The sequence below is a fragment of the Paenibacillus sp. AGC31 genome, assembly GCF_057334655.1.
Genome location: NZ_JBHFJH010000038.1, coordinates 1 through 22216, shown reverse-complemented (window position 1 = coordinate 22216; position 22216 = coordinate 1). Strand labels below are relative to the sequence as shown.

The window sequence follows — 22216 nt, the reverse complement described above, 5'->3', positions numbered from 1 at the left end:
ACCGTTCATCGGAACTTGCATTCCTATCTATATGAAACCAACACGTAATGGCTACAATATCATTCTATCCTTTGACAACAGGCAGAAATTGTACCTTTCTATCATACACTACGATTCAAGTCAATCCGCAGTATATTTTTTTTACTTTCCTAGACAGAACTGGGAGAAAATCTGATCAATTAATGCATCATGTGCTGTATCTCCGACAATCTCGCCCAAATGCTCCCACGCCAAACGAACATCAATCTGAATCATATCGATCGGAATGAGCTGCTCTGCTGCTTCATAGGCATCCACCAGGGACTGCTTCGCTTTTTTGAGCAAAGCAATATGACGCACATTACTGACATAGGTCAGATCTGCGGACTCCAGTTTACCACTGAAGAATAGCGTAGAGATGGCATCTTCCAGTCGATCCACACCCAGATCATCTTTCACCGACATCGGTACAAGCCGTTCTTCCGGAATGTAACGAAGCAGCACGTCACGTTCTACCTGTGGCGTTAAGTCCATTTTATTCATAATGATTATCGATTGTCTACCGCGGATTTGTTCCAATAATTCAATCTCATCGGGATGAAGTGGCTCCGCGGCATTCACAACCATCAAGATCAGATCAGCTTCACTTACTGCAGAACGAGAGCGTTCTACCCCGATCTTCTCTACAACGTCCATTGTTTCCCGGATTCCTGCCGTATCCAACAATTTCAGTGGGATATTATTGATCGTAATGAACTCCTCGATCACATCACGAGTTGTTCCTGGAATGTCCGTGACGATGGCCCGGTTGTCTTGCGCAAGTGTATTCATCAATGAGGATTTACCTACGTTAGGTCGTCCAACGATAGCCGTCGTGATACCTTCTCGCAGGATCTTTCCTTGCTCTGCTGTAGTCAGCAATTTATCAATTTCAGTCATAACCTGACTGGACTTTTCTTTAATAAAATCAGACGTTAACGACTCCACATCATGCTCGGGATAATCGATATTCACTTCAATATGAGCCAGTGTTTCCACCAATGTATATCGCAGATCACGCAGTTTGGAAGACAGTTTGCCTTCAACCTGTTTCAGTGCAACCGAGAAAGCTCGGTCCGACTTGGAACGAATAAGATCCATGACACCTTCCGCCTGAGACAGGTCAATTCGCCCATTGAGAAATGCACGCTTCGTGAACTCACCAGGCTCAGCCAGACGAATATCAAGCTGCAATAACAGGTCCATGACCCGTTTAACAGACACTACACCGCCATGCGCACTGATCTCCACCACATCTTCTGTTGTGAACGAGCGTGGTGCTCGCATGACCGTAACCAATACTTCCTCAATCTTTTCCCCATTAACGGGATCTATGATGTGACCATAATGAACCGTGTGAGATGCTGCTTGAGTTAAAGGGGTTTTGCTGCGAAAAATCTTTTCCGTTTCCGACACTGCTTCCGGGCCGCTGACCCGGATCACGGCGATACCCGCCTCTCCAACAGCCGTTGATATCGCTGTGATCGTATCACTGATCATGGTTATCTCTCCTTGCTCTATTTTAAATTGCCGTCCCTCTGGGGACGCCATATCCATTTTCAAATCTATTAATGATATATCATATGACATGTTGCTTATCGTATTAAGTCCACTCTTTACTTGTTCTACGCACCTTATCAAATTGCTTCTGTACGAAAAAAGCAATGGCTTCTGCACCGGGCAGGAAGCCATTGCGTCTTCAATTTCGTGTTATTTCGTCGTAATAACCACACGCCGATTAGGCTCCTCGCCCTTACTTAACGTCTTAATCTGCGGGTGATTTTGCAGTTTTGCATGGATGACTTTTCGTTCGAGCGGAGGCATTGGTTCCAGTACAACTTCCTTACCGGTACGGATTGCTTGTCCAGCCAACCGTTCAGCCAGATCCTCCAGTGTCTTCCGCCGACGTTGACGGAAATTCTCCGCGTCGAGCACAATTCGAACGAAGCTTTCCGAATATCGGTTCGCTACAATGTTCGTTAGATACTGAAGCGCATCCAGCGTCTGTCCACGTCTGCCAATAATCATGCCCAGATCTTCGCCGGCAATATTGAAGATATGTCCATCCCGCTGTTTTTTGATATGCACTTCAACATCCAGTCCCATACCTGCTGCGACCTCTTTCAAGAAAGCAGCCGCTTCTTCATAGGGATTTTTAGCTGCAACATCCTCAAGTAATGCATCTAATTCAGGTTTGTATGCAGCTGGCTTGATCGGCTGTGGAACAACTTCAGGTACAGGCAATAATTTCACTTCAACTTTGGCCGCCCTCACCCCGAACAAACCCAGGAATCCTTTTGACGGCTGCTCTAACACTTGTATCTCGACCTTGTCCCGACTTACGCCAAGCTCGGTCAATCCTTGGTTTACAGCATCTTCAACGGTTTTTCCTGACGTAATGACTTTGGTCATTTCGATTTTTTGGCCCCTTTCGACCCTTTTCCAGATACGGTCGCTTTGCCACCGTTTTTGCGTTTAGCTCCATTTTTGGAAGAGCTATTCTGCTTCACGTTGACCTCAGCCACGATTTTATCATTATTCCGGTAAAGGAAATAGTTTTGCACGATCGTGTAGATGTTACTGTAGAACCAGTACAGCGGAAGTGCTGACGGGAACTGATAAGACATCACGAAGATCAAAATCGGGTACACCCACAGCATAAACTGCATCGGACCCACTTGCTGTGCAGGGTTCATACGCATCATCATCCATGTTTGAATGAATGTTGTGATGGCAGCCAGCACTGGCAAAATAAACAGGTGATCGGGTGATCCGAGCTGGAGCCACAAGAAATCATGCGTTCTCAGACTGGAGTTTCCGTAAATTGAGTTATAAAGTGCGATGTAAATCGGCATCTGAATGATAAGTGGCAGACAACCGGCCATCGGATTAACTTTGTTCTCCTGGAACAACTTCATTGTTTCTTGCTGAACTTTCTCAGGTGTATCTTTAAACTTGGCTTGAATCTCCTTCAGCTGCGGCTGAATCGCCTGCATAGCTTTGGAGCTACGGACTTGTTTCATTGTTAGTGGTAAAATCAATGTCCGTACAATAAGCACCATCACGAGGACGGCCAGTCCATATTCACCGTTAAACCAGTTGGCGAATGTATCCAGCGCCAGTGAGAACCAGTACACAACATTGCTTTGCCAGAATGAGCCACTATTCTTCAGATCTTCCGTAGTAACCCCGGCTCCTTGTGGAGTACATCCGGCGAGTACAGTGACCATTGCAATGACTGCAATGAGGAGAATCCACTTCCCCTTTGATGTCTTCAATCGCGACACTTCATAACCCCTCTCTTAACCATTCCATTCCATCGTAAAATCATACCATAATTAGGAGGACAAATAAACCGAAGCTTACCGCTTGCTCGACTTCAAAAGAGAGCCCTTTCGCATCGCATGTAGCAGGCTTTTTTCCATTTCCTTATAGGGCATGTCCAGTGCACCTTTTCTGACGATAAAAATCAGATCCATCTGCGTGACGATCTCATGCTCATGATGACGAACAATTTCCTTGATCATGCGTCTCATCCGGTTGCGTACGACAGCGTTTCCGATTTTCTTGCTGCATGATACACCTACCCGGAATTGTTCCGTATCTTTACGGCGACAGCCATACACCACGAATTGATGATTGGCAAACGATTTCCCATACCGGTATACGCGGCTAAAGTCCGCCCGGTTTCGTAGACGCAGTCTTTTATACACGGCGCTTCTCCTTGCTCTTCTCCACCAATGTTATTGACGGAGGCCTCATTACTGATTTAGTATAGGCTTTCTTGAATGACGGTAAACCGCCTTGGCGACAACTTCATTTGGGATGATTGTTAATCAGCTACTTGAACTGATCAGCATTCATCCGGATGAATGTTGATTGGCCATTTAAACCTATCAACGATTCATCATTATATAAGGTAAGTTTTCGAAAAATGGAAAACTCACTCAACATACATCATGTGTGTTCAGCACTTTTTCGCAGACCATTCAGACCTGATCTGTAGCAGCATCCAGTCTGATTTGAGCTAATTAAGAAAAAAAAGACCACCTCGGTGGTCTTCAATGCTTAAGCACTCAGGTTTTTACGGCCTTTAAGGCGACGTGCGGCCAAAATTTTACGGCCGTTGCTCGTGCTCATTCTTTTCCGGAAACCATGAACTTTTTTACGTTTGCTAACGTTCGGTTTGAATGTAGGTCTCAATGTATTGCACCTCCTCACAAGGAAATACTTATGTGATGAATCACTTTCATCTTCACAGAAAACACCTTTATATATTTAACCATGATCACCTGGAAAAGTCAACTGCAAGGCGCAAGGCTTCTCCCTCTTTTATATATACTCTTCATCCCACCCAAAGTAATGACCACAGTTCGTCCACTTCAATACCAGCACCAAGCCCCGAAGAGAGACCTGAAAGTTATCCCCAGACCCTGATCAGATCACCCTATTTCGTCATTTATAGTTATCCACAACCTCAAATGCCTGTTATCTCCTTCATTGTATCCTGTTTGAAGTTATTCACATGTGGATAATGGTTTTAGGCTATTAATATCGTCGAATTCTAATTCGGTTGTATCCGCTTTAATTAAGGTTTACAAGCTTTTGAGAAAGGTGTAGGATAAAAATCACATCTTGTATACAAGTATATGGATGAGGCTGATTTACTTACCTGCCTTTAGTAGTCCTTTGAAAAAAACATTAGCCGTTAGCTTGTAACTACAGACTATGGATTGAACTGAATGTCCAGTCCGCAAAATAGTTATGCTATGATCAGTAATGAACTGATTACTTATTAATAGGAGCGTTAGCCATATGTTATTTCCTTCTTCCTGGCTTCAAGGCGCATCCCGTGGTGAAGCCATTGCCTGCGAATTAAGGCTGCGGATCATCAGCGGTACCCTTCGACCTGGAGAGATTTTGTCGGAAAACCGAATTGCGGCTGATTTTGACAGCAGTCGTTCACCTGTCCGTGAAGCGTTACGAACATTGTCCAATGAAGGACTTATTCGACTTGAACGTATGGGTGTCGTTGTCATTGGACTACGAATCAAGGATGTCGAAGAATTGTATGATGTCCGTTTCCTGATTGAAAGTTTTGTGCAGCAGCGACTCGCGGGTGAGGTCCCGGAATCATTAATCACCCAGCTTCGTAACGTGATCGACAAAATGCAGCTCGCTGGAAGGCATCAGGACGCCGTTGAATTCGCCTATCAGGATCTCGTTTTCCACGAGACCATCATTGAAGCTGCTCAGCATTCCCGTATTTCACATCTATGGAAGAGTATTCGATATGTTGTGATGACCGTTATGCTGCTCACGACGCGCAGGGTATTTGTTCAAGGCGAGCAGAAAGTAAGCGCTGTAATTGAGAAACACCGTTTGCTCGTTGAAGCACTTGAATCAGGTGACAAGATGCTCATTCAGGCTGGAGTCCGCACGTATTTCCAAGATTCTGGCAAAACTCTGCACGAAAGCTTTGATTCCTAATGGGTGCAAGGCGTTTGCAATCATATCCGTCGTGATTGATTGCGGCTTAACTTGTCGACAAGTATACAGAATGCGATTTTCTTTCAATTTAGGGCATGATAAAACTACATTTTTCGCCAACACCTTCTACGATACTGGTACACATTTAATTGTTGACGATAATTTCACTTGTAAGCGTTCTATATCAGAAATAAAGGAGCACACAACATCATGAGCACTCTTTTTGGACTATCCCACAACGCAACATTATTGGTTTGGACGTTAATTGCGATCGTTTTTCTGATCGTTTTGATCTCCAAGTATAAATGGAATCCCTTTATCACCCTGCTGTTGTCCGCATTAATGCTCGGTTTGCTTACAGGCATGAAACCTGCTGATGTGATCTCTTCCATTACCGGGGGACTTGGCGGCACACTTGGAACCATCGCAATTGTTATTGCTCTTGGTACAATGCTTGGTAAGATGATGGCTGAATCTGGCGGTGCCGAGCGCATTGCAACTACATTAGTTGATCGGTTTGGTGTGAAACGTGTGCACTGGGCGATGATGATTGTTGGATTTATCGTTGGTATTCCTGTTTTCTTCGAAGTCGGCGTGATTTTGATGATCCCTATCATTTTCACCGTTGCACGTAAAACCAACATGTCTTTGCTGCAGATTGGTATTCCCATTTTGGCGGGTCTGTCGACTGTACACGGTTTGGTCCCACCCCATCCAGCGCCAATGATTGCGATTGAAGCCTTCAGCGCGGATCTGGGTAAAACCATTCTGTACTCCCTTATTGTTGGTATTCCTACAGCGATTATTGCAGGTCCCTTATTTGGTAAATTTATTGGTAAAAGAATACACACCGAACCGCCAGCAGAACTGGCTGAACAATTCGCAACCAAAACAAACAGCAAGATGCCTGGGTTTGGTATTACCCTGTTTACCATATTGCTGCCGGTTATTTTGATGTTGATTGGTTCCATTGCAAGCATCATTGACCCAAATGCCACGAGTGGCTTCACCGTGTTCAGTGAATTTATCGGTCATGAGATCATTGCTCTGCTCATTTCAGTTGTATTTGCCCTCTTTTCACTCGGCTTTGCACGTGGATTCACCAAACACGATATTTCTCGCTTCACCAGTGAATGTCTGGCGCCTACGGCGACCATCATTCTCATCATTGGCGGAGGCGGTGCCTTCAAACAGGTATTGATCAATAGTGGTGTAGGTAACGCCATTGCTGATGTTGCTACCCATGCCAACATCAACGTGATCCTGTTTGCATGGCTTGTCGCTGCGCTCATTCGTGTAGCTACCGGTTCAGCCACCGTAGCCATGACAACAGCTGCCGGCATTGTCGCTCCAGTGCTTGCACTCACACCAGGGGCCAATATTGAGCTGGTTGTACTCGCCACAGGTGCAGGGTCACTTATTTTGTCCCATGTGAACGATGCGGGATTCTGGATGATCAAAGAATTCTTTAATATGAGCGTCGCCCAAACATTGAAAACGTGGACCGTTATGGAAACACTATTATCCGTGGTGGGACTGATCTTTATTTTGCTCCTGAGTACAGTGGTATGAATGGTCTCTCTATAGTAGACAGAAATTAAAATCTCATCGCTTTCTGGAGAAAGAAGGATTAAATATATGAACAACTACATGATTGGGATCGATATTGGTACCACCAGTACCAAATCCGTGTTATTTACCGAGCAAGGCTCCGTCGTCAGTACCTCAACGCAGGAATATCCTTTGTACACCCCTGCACCCGATGTTGCCGAGCAGGACCCTGAAGAGATTGTGCAAGCAGCCCTACGCTCTGTGCGAGGAGTCATGGATCAGAGTGGTGTTGCTGCCGAGCAGATCCTGTTTGTATCCTGCAGCTCGGCTATGCATAGTGTCATTGCCATGGGGCAGGATAACAAACCCTTAACTCGTTGCATCACTTGGGCGGATAATCGAAGTGCAGCTTGGTCTGCCGAGCTGCAAGAGAATGGATTGGGCCATCGCATCTACCTGCGCACAGGTACACCGATCCATCCCATGTCACCGCTGACCAAATTAATGTGGCTGCGCCACGATGAACCTGAACTTTTTGAGAGTACCGCCAAATTTATTTCGATTAAAGAATATCTGTTCTTCCGTCTATTCGGACAATATGTCGTCGACCATTCCATCGCTTCCTGCACAGGTTTGCTCAATCTGGAACAACTGGACTGGGACGCAGAGGCCCTTGAGGTTGCAGGCATTACACCCAACCATCTCTCGAAGCTTGTACCTACAACACATATATTAGAAGGAATGCATCATGAATCGGCTGAAAAAATGGCTCTCTCCCCCTCTACGCCCTTTGTTATTGGCGCAAGTGATGGGGTTTTATCCAATCTCGGCGTAAACGCCATTGAACCTGGTGTTGTCGCAGCAACCATCGGAACCAGCGGGGCCATTCGCACTGTCGTGGACCGTCCGGTTACAGATCCCAAAGGTCGAACCTTCTGTTATGCCCTCACAGAGAATCTTTGGGTCATTGGTGGACCTGTGAATAACGGTGGCATGCTGTTTCGTTGGGTGCGGGATGAATTCGCCGCGTCTGAAGTGGAGACAGCGAAGCGACTTGGCATCAATTCCTATGATGTGCTGACCAAAATTGCCGAACGTGTCCGGCCGGGATCGGAAGGACTTCTGTTTCATCCGTACCTTTCGGGCGAACGTGCCCCTTTATGGAATCCGGATGCCCGTGGCTCCTTTTTTGGCTTAACACTCCATCACCAGAAAGAGCATATGATTCGTGCTGTCCTGGAAGGGGTTATTTTCAACCTATACACGGTACTGCTCGCCATGGAAGAACAGATTGGGCAACCTACCTCCATTCAAGCCACAGGTGGGTTCGCCCGTTCTCCTCTCTGGCGCCAGATGATGTCCGATATCTTCAATCAGGAAGTGGTTGTACCCGAGAGCTTCGAAAGTTCCTGTCTGGGTGCCGTCGTGCTTGGTTTGTACGCTACAGGGCGGATCCAATCGCTTCATGCCGTTTCTTCCATGGTGGGTACAACGCATCGGCATACCCCTGTCAAAGAGAATGCTGTACTCTACCAAGAGCTCCTGCCCATCTTTATTCGGATCTCTCGCAAACTGGAAGAGGAATACGCAGATATCGCTGAATTCCAGCGTAAGATGTCCCTTCCCCGCCTCTAAATCATCAATCCATACTTCGTCGCTGCACCAAAAAAAGAGGGTGTCCTCTAAAACCGATTTTTGGTTTTAGAAGACACCCTCTTTTGCTATACACGCATAATCTATCCTTTGAATTCATACTATACATTCATACACTTCAACCTCCATATCAGAGCATCAGCTTACCTCTTGATCCTGATAATTCACATTACATATGTCTTGAAATGAAGTTCTCATGATCCATTATTATGGTTCACTATTCTTATAATTCACCGATGGCAGAATTAACATCTGCTCAGAAAATACACCACTGATCTTGTTCATTTGAGGAATGAGTTTACTCCCCTCTCCGTCTCCCACCAAGACACTTAAATTCATGGGTTTTACCCTAGCCACATTGGAAAGAAAACACGAGGGTGAGAGGTCACTCTTTTTCCTATCTCAATCATGCTTCATTTTCACTTCACGGTTATCCACAGAAAGGTTATTCACAAACGAAGAATACTTTTACACACAATTTGGCATCTTTTGACGGATAACCTGTGTATAAAACATTTTTGGTTTTTGGGTCATTCTGTCGAAAATTAAACAGTTTATAAACAATATATTGTGTTGTGACTAAAAATTATACACAAGTTATTGAATTTGTGGATAAAATCACGCGATACGTTGAAATGCGGGGTTTCTTTTGCTATGATTGTATTACTTTTGGATGTGAATATGTGATCTGACCCATAATATTATCAACAGCCTGTGGATAAAGTTGTGAACAATTTTCCGTTGTTCATACTTTTTTTGTTTTCGACCTGCGGGGGTTTGGGGATAAATTCAACAATATATCTCGTATTTCGACACTGCATCATGGCTTAAGCCACACTTGGAACATGTAAAAGGAGTGACAGTCTGTGGACAGCCATACTTCTGATTTATGGCAGCAAATTTTATCAATCATACAAAACAAACTCAGCAAACCCAGCTTTGACACCTGGTTCAAAGCAACCAAAGCGACCAAGCTGAATGACCGTTCAATCGTCATTTCCGCACCAACCACGTTTGCCGTCGAATGGCTGGAGAGCCGTTACACCAAATTGGTTGGCTCGACGGTATACGAGCTGCTTGGCAAGCAAGTCGATGTGAAATTTGTCATCGAAGAGAACAAGCCTGTTGAACCGGATCCGCAACTGCCAGCACCAACGCCTACAGTTGTCCAGGAAGAAGCGGTACTCAGCATGCTGAATCCGAAATATACGTTCGATACATTTGTCATCGGGCCGGGCAACCGTTTTGCCCATGCCGCATCGCTGGCGGTCGCTGAAGCGCCCGCCAAAGCTTACAACCCTCTCTTTCTGTATGGAGGGGTAGGTCTCGGTAAAACTCACTTGATGCATGCGATCGGACATTATGTTCTGGAGCATGATCCGGGCAGCAAAGTCGTTTATTTGTCGTCTGAGAAATTCACGAACGAATTCATTAACTCGATCCGTGACAACCGCGGGGAGAGCTTCCGTAACAAATACCGGAGCGTCGACATTTTGCTCATTGATGATATTCAGTTCTTGGCGGGAAAAGAATCGACACAAGAGGAATTTTTCCATACGTTTAATGCGCTGCATGAGGAACGGAAGCAGATTATCATCTCCAGCGACAGACCACCGAAGGAAATTCCGACACTGGAAGAACGTCTTCGTTCTCGCTTTGAATGGGGGTTAATTACGGATATCCAGCCTCCAGATTTGGAGACGAGGATTGCAATTTTGCGTAAAAAGGCACGTGCGGAAAACTTGGATATTCCGAATGAAGCGATGATGTACATTGCCAACCAGATTGACACCAACATCCGTGAACTGGAAGGCGCCCTGATTCGGGTCGTTGCTTATTCTTCACTGACTAATCAAGATGTAACCACTCATCTGGCAGCTGAAGCACTGAAGGATATTATTCCGTCCAGTCGTCCCAAAATGATCACTATTCACGACATCCAACAAAAGGTCGGCGAGTATTATAGCCTTAAACTTGAAGATTTCAAAGCACGGAAACGGACCAAGGCAGTTGCTTTTCCAAGACAGATTGCCATGTATCTCTCTCGTGAACTGACAGACTTTTCTCTGCCCAAAATTGGGGAAGCATTCGGAGGACGAGATCACACCACTGTCATACATGCTCACGAAAAGATCTCCCAAGCGATTAAAAACGATCAGGATCTCTATAAAGTTATCAACAACTTAACCGAAAAAATTAAGAATCCAACCTGAACAAGTCCCAAGCCTATGCACAACGTATACACATGTGGATAGGCTTGGGTGTACGGGTTTATACCCACTTATCCACATATTCAGTGCCCCTATTACTATTATTACTAAAAAGATCTTAAAGATATCATCTCCAAAATAGCCATTTCGGAGCTTAGCCTTCGGCCTTGAAAAACACCTTTAAACACCCCAATACCCAAAAAAAATCAGCTAGGAGTGAAACCATGAAAATCAGCATAATGAAAAACTACTTAAACGATTCCATACAGCAAGTATCCAAAGCGATCTCAAGCCGTACAACGATTCCGATTCTGAGCGGTATCAAATTCGACGTGAATCATCAAGGTGTAACGTTGACAGCAAGTGACACCGATATATCCATTCAATCCTTCATCCCGCTTGAAGATGGGGATAAAAGCGTAGTTCAGGTAGATCAACCCGGCAGTGTAGTTTTGCCAGCCAAGTTTTTCGTGGAGATTATCAAGAAGCTGCCATCACAGGAAGTACACATGGAAGTCAAAGAGAACTTCAACACCTTTATCTCCGCAGGTGCTACCGAGATTCAACTGGTAGGTCTTGATCCGGAAGAATTCCCGGTACTGCCAAGCATCGAAGAAAACCAAACGGTCTCCATTCCAGGAGATTTGCTGAAAAATATGATCAAACAAACGGTCTTCTCCATTTCCACACATGAGACTACTCCAATCCTGACAGGTGTACTCTGGAGTTTGGGTGACAACGAATTGAAATTTGTGGCAACAGACCGTCACCGTCTTGCTACTCGATCAGCAATGCTGGATAATGCAGAAGGTATCCGCTTCAACAACGTGGTCATTTCCGGTAAAACGCTGAACGAGCTCAGCAAAATTGTTCCGGATCAAAATACCCTTGTGGATATCGTTGTTGCAGATAACCAGGTCCTGTTCAAAATCGACCGTGTATTGTTCTACTCCCGTATTTTGGACGGAACATATCCGGATACTTCTAGAATTATTCCAACGTCATACAAAACAGAACTTGTTTTAGATACAAAAAAATTAAGTGAATCCATTGACCGGGCTTATTTGCTGTCGCGTGAAGAGAAAACAAACATCGTGCGTATGCAGACGATGGATTCGGGATCCGTTGAAATTTCTTCAAGCTCTTCCGAGCTAGGTAAAGTAAGAGAAGAAATCGAACCTGCCGAGTTTACAGGAGATCCGTTAAAAATCTCGTTCAACTCCAAATACATGCTGGATGTGCTGAAAGTTGTTGAAAGTGAGCAGCTGATGATCGCTTTTACAGGAGTCATGAGTCCAATTATCTTGAAACCGCTGGATGACAGTCACAGCCTTTACGTGATATTGCCATATCGGACGACCAACTAACGAAAGGAAGATCACAGTGAACCAAGTTACGATTCGTACGGAATATATTAAGCTTGATCAATTTTTGAAACTGGCTGATTGCATCCCAACTGGAGGTATGGCCAAAGCTCTGCTTCAAGAAGGACTTGTACGTGTGAATAAAGAGCCTGAGGAACGTCGGGGACGGAAGTTATACCCTGGGGATATCGTTGAAGTGGACGGAGAAGGCACATTCGAAGTTGCTGCAGAATAAGAAGACCAGTTCGATCCTGCTGCCTCCTGACGGACGGGATAAAAGGGAGGTTACCGCGTGTTTGTGAACAGCATTGATCTGCAGAATTTCCGCAATTATGAACATCTGAGACTGGATTCTTTTGGTCCCGTAAACTTGTTGATCGGGCAAAATGCCCAAGGCAAGACCAATCTTGCAGAGGCGATTTTTGTACTCGCACTCACCAAAAGCCACCGTACATCCCGTGACAAGGAACTGATTCGTTTCGGTGAGGAACGTGCCAGACTTGCAGCAGAGGTCGACAAAAAGTACGGATCGGTCAAGCTTGAACTATCTTTGTCGCAACAAGGCAAAAAAGCAAAGATTAACGGCTTGGAGCAGCGCAAGTTAAGTGATTTTGTCGGAGCGCTCAATGTTGTGATGTTTGCACCGGAGGATCTGGAGATTGTAAAAGGCACACCGGGGGTCCGCCGCCGGTTTCTTGACATGGAGATCGGACAGGTTGCACCAGGCTACCTGTATCACCTGCAGCAATATCAAAAAGTGCTCGTACAACGAAATAATTTGCTTAAGCAGTTATGGGGAAAAGGGGCATCAGCCCAGACCATGCTTGAGGTGTGGAACGAGCAATTGGTGGAGCACGGTGTTAAAATCGTCAAAAAAAGGAAACAATTCATAAAGAAACTGCAAAAGTGGGCAGAAACGATTCATCAGGGGATCACCGGAGGCGGAGAAGTCTTGCGGCTGGCCTACCTTCCTTCCTTCAGCGAAGCCGCTGAGGAACATGAAGCTGTCTTAATGGACCAATTTATGATAAAATTATCACAAATGAAAGAGCAGGAGATTCGCCGAGGCACAACCCTTAGTGGGCCGCATCGGGATGACCTGTCCTTTTTCATTAACGATCGGGAAGTACAAACATATGGCTCGCAGGGGCAGCAGCGCACAACGGCGTTGTCCCTTAAACTTGCGGAAATTGAACTGATTCATGAAGAAATCGGAGAATATCCAGTTCTGTTGCTGGATGATGTTCTGTCTGAGCTGGACCCTTTTCGCCAGACGCAGCTGATCGAAACGTTCCAGAGCAAGGTGCAAACCTTTATTACGGCTACGGGGATCGAGAGCCTGAACGTTGACAAGCTCAAAGATGCCAGTATTTATCACGTTCATGCCGGACAGGTTGAACGCTAAGGAGTGAGGGCTTATGTACATTCATCTGGGCGGTGAGAAGATCATCCGTTCTTCCGAATTGGTCGCTATTTTTGATATATCGATTGAAAAATCCTCAAAGATCTCCAAGCAGTATGTCACGCATGCCGAGCAGGAAAAAACCGTGGAACATATCGGCGAAGAGGAAGCCAAGTCCATTGTGGTGACCAAAAACATTGTGTACTACTCGCCTATATCCTCAGCCACGCTGAAGAAGCGGGCTCACATTTTTCCGGATCTCTAGCATTGTATGGCATAAAAGATATCTCTTTTGCTGCTTGTCTTTAAATTTGGATAGCTGGCTGAAATGAAGGACGTTGCCTATTTCAGCAAACATTATTAGTTAACGCATATTTACGATATTGAATCTATAGAAGTAGGTGAAAGGCATGTCTATGAATCAACCGTCATATGATGCGAATGAAATTCAGGTCCTTGAAGGATTGGAAGCCGTACGGAAGCGTCCGGGCATGTATATCGGTTCCACCAGTTCCAAGGGCCTGCATCATCTGGTCTGGGAAGTAGTGGACAACAGTATTGACGAAGCGCTTGCAGGTTACTGCGACCACATTGAGGTCAGTATCCATGAAGACAATAGCGTAACTGTCGTCGATAACGGACGGGGTATTCCTGTCGGCGAACATACCAAAATGAAACGTCCTGCACTTGAGGTAGTTATGACTGTCCTCCATGCAGGGGGAAAATTTGGCGGCGGCGGATATAAAGTATCTGGTGGTTTGCATGGTGTTGGTGTGTCCGTTGTGAATGCACTCTCTGAAAAAGTGGTTGTAACGGTTAAACGTGAGGGACATATCTATCAACAGGAATATCGCCGTGGAGCTCCACAGTACGACCTGAAAGTGATCGGTACAACCGATGAAACAGGAACAACGGTTAGATTCCATCCGGACCCAGAAATTTTCACGGAAACAAGAGTTTATGAATATGACATCTTGCTGGCCCGTATTCGTGAGCTGGCGTTCCTGAACAAAGGTATTGGTCTTACACTGACGGATGAGCGTACAGGTGCAACCAACTCATTCCTGTACGAAGGCGGCATTATCGAATACGTCTCCTTCCTCAACCAGAAGCGTGAAGTACTGCATGAGAATCCAATTTACGTTGAAGGTTCCAGAGATAACATCCAGGTGGAAGTTGCTCTGCAATACAATGACAACTACACCGAGAATATCTATTCCTTCGCCAACAATATCAACACCCATGAGGGTGGAACGCATGAATCAGGTTTCAAGAGTGCCCTTACGCGGATTATCAATGATTATGCCCGTAAGGCAGGGGTAATCAAGGACAGCACGGGGAACCTTTCCGGGGATGACGTGCGTGAAGGCTTGACAGCTATTATTTCGGTCAAGATTCCAGAACCGCAATTTGAAGGACAGACCAAGACCAAGCTGGGCAACAGCGAAGTGCGTGGGATTGTCGAATCATTGTTTGCCGAGAAGCTGCAAGAGTTCCTGGAAGAGAATCCTTCCGTATCCCGTCGCATTTTGGAAAAAGGACTGCAAGCAGCACGTGCGCGTGAAGCTGCCCGTAAAGCCCGTGAACTGACACGTCGTAAAGGTGCACTCGAAGTAAGCTCACTTCCAGGTAAACTGGCAGACTGTTCATCCAAGGATGCTTCAATCAGCGAATTGTACATCGTCGAAGGTGACTCTGCAGGCGGATCAGCGAAGCAAGGCCGGGATCGTCATTTCCAAGCGATTTTGCCGCTGCGTGGTAAGATTTTGAACGTGGAAAAAGCCCGTCTCGACCGGATCTTGGGTAATGCGGAGATTAGAGCAATTATTACGGCAATGGGTACAGGTATTGGTGATGACTTTGATATTGCCAAAGCACGCTATCACAAAATCATTTTGATGACCGATGCCGACGTCGATGGTGCTCATATCCGAACACTATTGCTGACATTCCTGTATCGGTATATGCGCAAAATCATTGAGGCAGGTTATGTATATATTGCACAACCGCCATTGTTCAAGATTGAGCGTAACAAAGTGATTCGTTATGCCGGTTCCGAGAAAGAGCGTGATGAAATTATTGCAACGCTCGGCGAAAATGCAAAATTCAACGTTCAGCGTTACAAAGGTCTTGGCGAGATGAATGCCGGACAATTGTGGGAAACGACGATGGATCCGGAGAGTCGGACCATGATGCAAGTATCGATTAATGATGCCATCCTTGCTGATACCATGTTTGACACCCTGATGGGGGATAACGTTGAACCCCGTCGTGACTTTATCCAGGAAAATGCAAAATACGTGAAAAACCTCGACATTTAACATATTCAAAGAGGCGCCTGAGAGGGCGCCTTTTTTTATATTAGGGAAAGTATGGAACAGATAAGTCGTATACTTAGACTTCCGTATCCCTTTGTTATCTGCGTACACGTTTTTTGGCAGACGAAGCCTGTGCTTTAGGGGATGGACGGGAGCTCTTACCCTTTTTGGAGGGCAAACGACCGTACGCAATGGCATAACGTTTGATCTTCCGGTATGCCTCCTTGTCCGGTAATAAGCCAAAGGCATAAATGCCTGGCAGTGTGTTGACTTCAAGAATCCAGGGACGCCCTGCTTCGTCTAGTGCAATATCAATACCGATCTCTTTGAGCCTTGGAAATGATGTTTGCAACTGCACAGCGGTATGAATACCTAAGCGGTACAGCTCAGTACGAAGTTTTTTGAAGCCATCCTGGTGAAGATGGGGGAGTACGAGTTCTTCATACGTGGCCAATCGTCCACCACCATGAATGTTGGTGATGATTTTGCCCGGGGCAGCTACACGTCCCAAAATACCTGTTGTTTCCCAGTTGTGTTGCAGATTTTTCTGAGTTAACACACGCAAGTCAAAAGGTAATTCTCCATGCTTCATCAGCGAGATTCCCTGTTGAATGATATAATCACGTTCCTGAATGCGATCATTCAGTGCTCGTTCGAGTTCGTCTAGGGAATGAAATGATCTCTCCTCTGTACCGTATTGGAGATGATATGTTGTTGTGAGATAGGTAGCTCTGGAGATAACAGCACTTGCTTCGGGTTCATCAGGCAGGCTCCGATCATTGGTTTCTTCCGGAACCTCTGCATCTGTGGTGGAATCCTCGGAATGAACGACAGGTTCGTATAGACGGGTTGTTTTCACCCGCATGACCCCATTACCGTAAGTACCACGGTCCGGTTTGATATAGTTGGACTCAAATAACTCAGTCATTCGTTCCAGAGTTTGACGGCTATATTTTCGGGTCACTGGGATATATTCATTCACAATGCGACTGCGTTGTAACACAGCTGTTTTGGCCCATTTGCTGGAGACGCGTTGGATACCCAAGATTCATCAGTCCTTTCATGTTTTGTTCAGTTCTAAAGAGGGACAGACACGGAGAAATCAAAGGACAAGAGACGATTTCAGTGGTATAATAGAGAAATATGGCGTTTTGTGCGATGAGCTGCACAATTTGCAGTTTGGTCGTAGGACGGGAATAGCTTTAGCCTCTGTAGGCACAGTACATATGCCGTTTTTCTAGCATTGTATGTGCAATTGGGGAGGAAGGCAGGGCGTATCCCCAGACACGCAGAAGTTCCCGGAAGAAAGGCTATTGCCCAGCGGACGTTTAATTGTGTAACTTTTGTGAAAGTAATATAATAAAGAGTAGCGTTCTTGCGCGGTTTTAGCCTTGTTAGGCTTTTCACATATAATCAATTTTTTTGCATGACGGAATGGAACGTTTGTTGAAGGACAAGAAGGAGGTCCAGCATGGCGGAAGAAATGAACTCTCAGATTACAGATCGGGATATAGGCGTCGAGATGCGTGAATCGTTTATGGATTATGCGATGAGCATCATCGTTAGCCGTGCCTTACCTGACGTGCGTGATGGATTGAAGCCGGTTCACCGGCGTATTCTGTACGCGATGTCAGAGCTCGGCATGACACCCGATAAACCACATAAAAAATCAGCCAGAATCGTCGGCGAAGTTATCGGTAAGTATCACCCACACGGTGACTCTGCTGTTTACGAGACGATGGTACGGATGGCACAGGATTTCTCCCTGCGTTATATGCATGTAGATGGACATGGTAACTTTGGATCAGTCGATGGTGATATGGCCGCAGCCATGCGTTACACCGAAGCACGTTTGTCCAAGATTGCTATGGAAATGCTCAGAGATATCAACAAGGATACAATTGATTTCCAGCCGAACTATGACGGTGAAGAACATGAGCCAATCGTTCTGCCTGCTCGTTTTCCTAACTTGCTTGTCAACGGGGTCGGCGGAATCGCGGTAGGTATGGCCACCAATATTCCTCCTCATAATCTGGGTGAGGTCATTGATGGTGTACAGGCCATGATTCAAAATCCGGACATTACATCCATGGAGCTCATGGATTACATTCAAGGACCAGACTTCCCTACGTCCGGCTACATTTTGGGCCGTTCAGGCATTCGCCAGGCGTATCAGACCGGACGTGGTTCAGTAACGATGCGGGCCAAAACCAACATCGAAGAGAATAACAACAAGGCGAGAATTATCGTTACGGAGCTGCCTTATCAGGTAAACAAGGCGAGACTCGTTGAGAAAATCGCCGAGTTGGTACGTGATAAGAAGATTGATGGCATTACTGACCTTCGTGATGAGTCTGACCGTAATGGTATGCGGGTTGTAATTGAGCTTCGCAGAGACGTGAATCCGGGGGTTGTCCTGAACAACTTGTACAAACATACATCGATGCAATCCACTTTCGGTATTAACATGCTTGCGATTGTTAATAAAGAACCTAAAATCCTGAACTTGCGTGAAGTGTTGTATCACTACCTGCAGCATCAGATTGAGGTTATTCGCAGACGTACACAGTTTGAACTGAAAAAGGCTGAAGCTCGTGCACATATTCTAGAAGGTTTGCGTATTGCACTGGATCATATCGACGAGATTATTACGTTGATTCGTTCATCCAGTAATGCGGATGCAGCCAGAGAAGGTTTGATTGAGCGCTTCTCACTCAGTCACGATCAGGCTCAAGCTATTCTCGATATGCGTTTGCAACGCCTCACAGGTCTGGAACGCGAACGTATTGAAAATGAATATAACGAACTGATGGTCAAAATCAGAGAGTATCGCGAAATTCTGGCCAACGAGCACCTTGTACTTGAGATTATCAGTACAGAGCTGCAAGAAATTCGTGATCGCTTCAGCGATGATCGTCGTACGGAGATCACTGTAGGTGAAGAAAGTATTCTGGATGAGGACCTGATTCCACGTGAAGAGGTTATCATTACGATTACTCATACAGGCTACGTGAAACGTCTGCCGGTATCCACATACCGCAGCCAGAAACGTGGTGGACGTGGGGTCGTGGGTATGGATACGAAAGATACCGACTTTGTCGAGCATCTGTTTGTGACCAACTCTCACAACTACCTCATGTTCTTCACCGACAAAGGTAAAGTGTATCGTCTCAAAGCTTACGAGATTCCAGAGCTTGGACGTACCGCACGGGGAACGCCGATTATCAACCTGATCCAGATCGAGCAGGGCGAATCGGTCAATGCCGTAATTCCGGTTCAGGAATTCGAAAGTGACAGATACTTGTTCTTTGCTACCCGCCAAGGGGTTGTGAAGAAGACGCCACTTGAGGATTACACCAATATTCGCAAAGGCGGCTTGATCGGTATTTCCTTACGTGATGATGACGTTCTGATCGATGTTAAGCTGACCGATGGATTGCAAGAGATCATCATGGGTACAGCTCACGGAATGTCTATTCGATTCTCGGAAGGTAACGTACGTTCCATGGGACGTAGCGCAACCGGAGTTAAGGGGATTACATTGGATGCACAGGATGCTGTTATCGGCATGGATGTAGTTGATAAAGAGCTTGATGTTCTGATCGTTACAGCCAAAGGTTACGGTAAACGTACACCTGTCAGTGATTATCGGATGCAGACTCGTGGCGGTAAAGGGATCAAGACTATTAATGTCACAGAGAAGAACGGCTCAGTCGTCAGCCTCAAAATGGTTAAAACCGAAGAGGATCTGATGATTATCACGTCTAGCGGTACGTTGATCCGGATGAGCATGGAAGGCATATCCACTATGGGTCGATACACGCAGGGTGTGAAGCTGATTCATATTCGTGATGAGGATTCAGTGGCTACAGTCAGTCGAATTGACAAAAATGAAGAGGAACCAGACGATGAGTCGCTTGAAGGCTTGGAAGGCGAGGAGTCCCAAGCTCCAGTAGTAAGCTTGGAAGAAGGCACCGTTTCTGACGCTGACGTTAATGAAGTTGAAGGCGACGACGATTCCGGTTCGGAAGCATAAAATAGAATTTTATAAAGACCAATCTCTTGAGATTGGAAGAAGATTGTGAGGGCTCCCGGTGGGAGCCCTTTTGTTTGTATAAAGGAATCTCTTCTTTTATTCTTACGAATCTGGGATGTACAGCCTGATTCCTGAGTAATATAATGGGAAATATCATGAAAAACCGGGACTATGGTCTTGTTTGTTATTAACATAGAAGAACGATGAGTGAGGGGAATATACATGGGATTAATCACCCTGTCAGAGGTCAAACCAGGACTCAAACTTGGGAGTGATGTGCAAACACTTCGCGGCAACGTTCTGCTTCAGAAGGGAAAAGTCATTTTACCCAAGGACATGGAAGTGCTCAGAGCCTTTATGATTCAACAGGTAGATATTGAACAAGAAAGATTGGGGTCGAGTAGTACAGGCAGCAAAGGTGCATCTGTGTCAGCAGGAAGTTCTGCCAATGACAACAATGGTGAACGGGCAGGGAAGACAGGGAACGTCACTACAGCTCCTGTAGTAACGTCTTTGCAGGATGAGTATGAGAAGATGGTCGGACTAACGAAAAATGCTTTCCTGTCCTCTCTGGCGGCCGAATTACCGGTCTATGAGTTACGTACACAGTTGGAGTCTGTGTTTGCACATCTCAAACAATATAATGTGCTTACCTTCACTCCACGAGTAATACAAGAACATGATTATGTATATCACCATGCCGTACTGAGTGCAATCACATCCTATCAACTGGCACAATGGATTGATCTCCCCTCCAAGGATTGGATGCAAGTGGCCTTTGCAGGCTTGTTCCATGATATTGGTAACAACAAGGTAGATCCGCAGATTCTCCATAAACCATCCACGTTGACCGCTGCAGAGCAGGAAGAGATTCGTCAGCATACGAAATATGGGTATCAGATCCTTAAACAAGCAAAGGCCATTAATGAGGGAGCCAGGCTTGCAGCTTTGCAGCATCATGAAAAAGTGGATGGATCAGGCTACCCGTTGCAGCTTAGTGGGACGCAGATTCATATTTATGCCAAGATTGTAGCTATCGCTGATATTTTCCACGCCATGACGCTGGAGAAGATCTACCGCAAGGCTCAATCACCATACCTAGTCCTAGAACAGATCCAAAGTGAGGCATTTGGGAAGTTGGATCCTGCAATTGTAAGAGTATTTGTTCAACGGTCAACCCAGATCCATAATGGCATCCGAGTAAAACTCAGCAATAACCAGATTGGTGAGATCGTATTCTCTGATCGAGATCATCCTACACGGCCTATGGTGTCAGTAGAAGGAAACATTATTAACCTGATGCAGCAACGGCAGCTTCACATCCAAGAGGTTATCGGATAACAATAGATATTAAAGTAACTTGATGAGAGGGCCTTTCTTTTATAGAGAGGCTTTTTACGTGAGATAAATGTGGAAGTGTAGAAAAAACAGAAAGATTGTAGAGTTATATATAATTACTCGAAAAAAGACTTGCAATGTAAATCTGTACATGGTATATTCTAATTCCGGCCAAGAAAACACAGTTTACACGGTGCGGCAAGCGAATGAAATAAGCTTCGAAAGAAACTTAAAAAAAGAGCTTGCAAAGTTGGTTCGGATGTGATAAGATATAAAAGTTGCTGAGGAGAACAACGCTCGGTAACAAAATAAGTTTGATCTTTGAAAACTGAACAACGAGTGAGTAAACATTCTGCTTGCAGAATGAACGCGAAAGTTAGAGACAAGCCTTGGCTTGGATCGACTGGAGCACAAATGAGATTTTTAATCTCGTCAGATTCAAAATGAGCTTATCGCTCTTTTCAATACTTTATTGGAGAGTTTGATCCTGGCTCAGGACGAACGCTGGCGGCATGCCTAATACATGCAAGTCGAGCGGAGTTGATAGGAAGCTTGCTTCCTTGATACTTAGCGGCGGACGGGTGAGTAACACGTAGGCAACCTGCCCTCAAGTTTGGGACAACTACCGGAAACGGTAGCTAATACCGAATAATTGTTTTCTTCGCCTGAAGGAAACTGGAAAGACGGAGCAATCTGTCACTTGGGGATGGGCCTGCGGCGCATTAGCTAGTTGGTGGGGTAACGGCTCACCAAGGCGACGATGCGTAGCCGACCTGAGAGGGTGATCGGCCACACTGGGACTGAGACACGGCCCAGACTCCTACGGGAGGCAGCAG

Annotated in this window: 17 protein-coding genes and 1 rRNA gene; 12 read left to right on the top strand and 6 right to left on the bottom strand. The window is 45.6% G+C overall.

Going from position 1 to position 22216, the window contains the following annotated elements; all coding sequences use genetic code 11:
• Positions 1-141: 141 nt before the first annotated feature.
• From mnmE to rpmH, 5 genes are all read right to left on the bottom strand, one after another.
• Positions 142-1518 carry a tRNA uridine-5-carboxymethylaminomethyl(34) synthesis GTPase MnmE gene (mnmE, locus tag ACE04G_RS23680; protein ID WP_449004967.1) on the bottom strand — a complete coding sequence of 459 codons (1377 nt, stop codon included), beginning with the start codon at positions 1516-1518 and terminating at the stop codon, positions 142-144.
• Positions 1519-1728: 210 nt separating this feature from the next.
• Positions 1729-2430 (bottom strand): RNA-binding cell elongation regulator Jag/EloR, encoded by a 702-nt coding sequence (gene jag / locus ACE04G_RS23675; RefSeq protein WP_339306327.1) that lies wholly within the window; start codon positions 2428-2430, stop codon positions 1729-1731.
• Positions 2427-3305, bottom strand: coding sequence for a YidC/Oxa1 family membrane protein insertase (locus tag ACE04G_RS23670; RefSeq protein ID WP_036671883.1), 879 nt, complete (start codon positions 3303-3305; stop codon positions 2427-2429). The genes jag and ACE04G_RS23670 overlap by 4 nt, the downstream gene beginning before the upstream one ends.
• Before the next feature lie 75 nt (positions 3306-3380).
• Positions 3381-3731 carry a ribonuclease P protein component gene (rnpA, locus tag ACE04G_RS23665; RefSeq protein ID WP_036611981.1) on the bottom strand — a complete coding sequence of 117 codons (351 nt, stop codon included), beginning with the start codon at positions 3729-3731 and terminating at the stop codon, positions 3381-3383.
• A gap of 355 nt (positions 3732-4086) precedes the next feature.
• On the bottom strand, positions 4087-4221 hold the full coding sequence (gene rpmH / locus ACE04G_RS23660; protein WP_017691413.1) for a 50S ribosomal protein L34: 135 nt from the start codon (positions 4219-4221) through the stop codon (positions 4087-4089).
• A 612-nt stretch (positions 4222-4833) separates the two neighbouring features.
• Between rpmH and ACE04G_RS23655 the strand changes: the two genes are divergently transcribed.
• The 9 genes from ACE04G_RS23655 (at position 4834) to gyrB (ending at position 16009) form a co-directional block, all read left to right on the top strand.
• Positions 4834-5508: a GntR family transcriptional regulator gene (locus ACE04G_RS23655; protein ID WP_124118702.1), complete on the top strand. Its 675-nt coding sequence runs from the start codon at positions 4834-4836 to the stop codon at positions 5506-5508.
• A 210-nt stretch (positions 5509-5718) separates the two neighbouring features.
• On the top strand, positions 5719-7080 hold the full coding sequence (locus ACE04G_RS23650) for a GntT/GntP/DsdX family permease (protein WP_339306331.1): 1362 nt from the start codon (positions 5719-5721) through the stop codon (positions 7078-7080).
• 66 nt (positions 7081-7146) lie between these two features.
• Entirely contained in the window at positions 7147-8694 is a 1548-nt protein-coding gene (gene gntK, locus ACE04G_RS23645) for a gluconokinase (protein ID WP_449004968.1), read from the top strand.
• Positions 8695-9578: 884 nt separating this feature from the next.
• The gene (gene dnaA / locus ACE04G_RS23640; RefSeq protein ID WP_062327668.1) at positions 9579-10925 is read left to right on the top strand and encodes a chromosomal replication initiator protein DnaA; all 1347 of its coding nucleotides are present in this window, start codon (positions 9579-9581) and stop codon (positions 10923-10925) included.
• 221 nt (positions 10926-11146) lie between these two features.
• Entirely contained in the window at positions 11147-12289 is a 1143-nt protein-coding gene (dnaN, locus tag ACE04G_RS23635; protein WP_017691408.1) for a DNA polymerase III subunit beta, read from the top strand.
• Positions 12290-12305: 16 nt separating this feature from the next.
• On the top strand, positions 12306-12521 hold the full coding sequence (yaaA, locus tag ACE04G_RS23630) for a S4 domain-containing protein YaaA (protein ID WP_036611994.1): 216 nt from the start codon (positions 12306-12308) through the stop codon (positions 12519-12521).
• Between the two features lie 57 nt (positions 12522-12578).
• On the top strand, positions 12579-13691 hold the full coding sequence (gene recF, locus ACE04G_RS23625) for a DNA replication/repair protein RecF (RefSeq protein ID WP_339306334.1): 1113 nt from the start codon (positions 12579-12581) through the stop codon (positions 13689-13691).
• A 13-nt stretch (positions 13692-13704) separates the two neighbouring features.
• Complete coding sequence (remB, locus tag ACE04G_RS23620) at positions 13705-13953, top strand: extracellular matrix regulator RemB (protein ID WP_017691405.1); 249 nt, start codon at positions 13705-13707, stop codon at positions 13951-13953.
• Between the two features lie 145 nt (positions 13954-14098).
• The gene (gene gyrB, locus ACE04G_RS23615) at positions 14099-16009 is read left to right on the top strand and encodes a DNA topoisomerase (ATP-hydrolyzing) subunit B (RefSeq protein WP_076216622.1); all 1911 of its coding nucleotides are present in this window, start codon (positions 14099-14101) and stop codon (positions 16007-16009) included.
• Positions 16010-16103: 94 nt separating this feature from the next.
• Here the strand turns inward: gyrB and ACE04G_RS23610 are convergent, their stop codons facing one another.
• On the bottom strand, positions 16104-17051 hold the full coding sequence (locus ACE04G_RS23610; protein ID WP_339306337.1) for a YheC/YheD family protein: 948 nt from the start codon (positions 17049-17051) through the stop codon (positions 16104-16106).
• A gap of 426 nt (positions 17052-17477) precedes the next feature.
• On the opposite strand from ACE04G_RS23610, the gene gyrA reads away from it, so the two are divergent.
• The 3 genes from gyrA to ACE04G_RS23595 form a co-directional block, all read left to right on the top strand.
• Positions 17478-20042: a DNA gyrase subunit A gene (gene gyrA, locus ACE04G_RS23605; protein WP_339306339.1), complete on the top strand. Its 2565-nt coding sequence runs from the start codon at positions 17478-17480 to the stop codon at positions 20040-20042.
• Between the two features lie 222 nt (positions 20043-20264).
• Entirely contained in the window at positions 20265-21383 is a 1119-nt protein-coding gene (locus tag ACE04G_RS23600; protein ID WP_221820264.1) for an HD-GYP domain-containing protein, read from the top strand.
• Positions 21384-21849: 466 nt separating this feature from the next.
• Positions 21850-22216: ribosomal RNA gene (locus ACE04G_RS23595) — 16S ribosomal RNA — on the top strand; the annotation flags it as partial.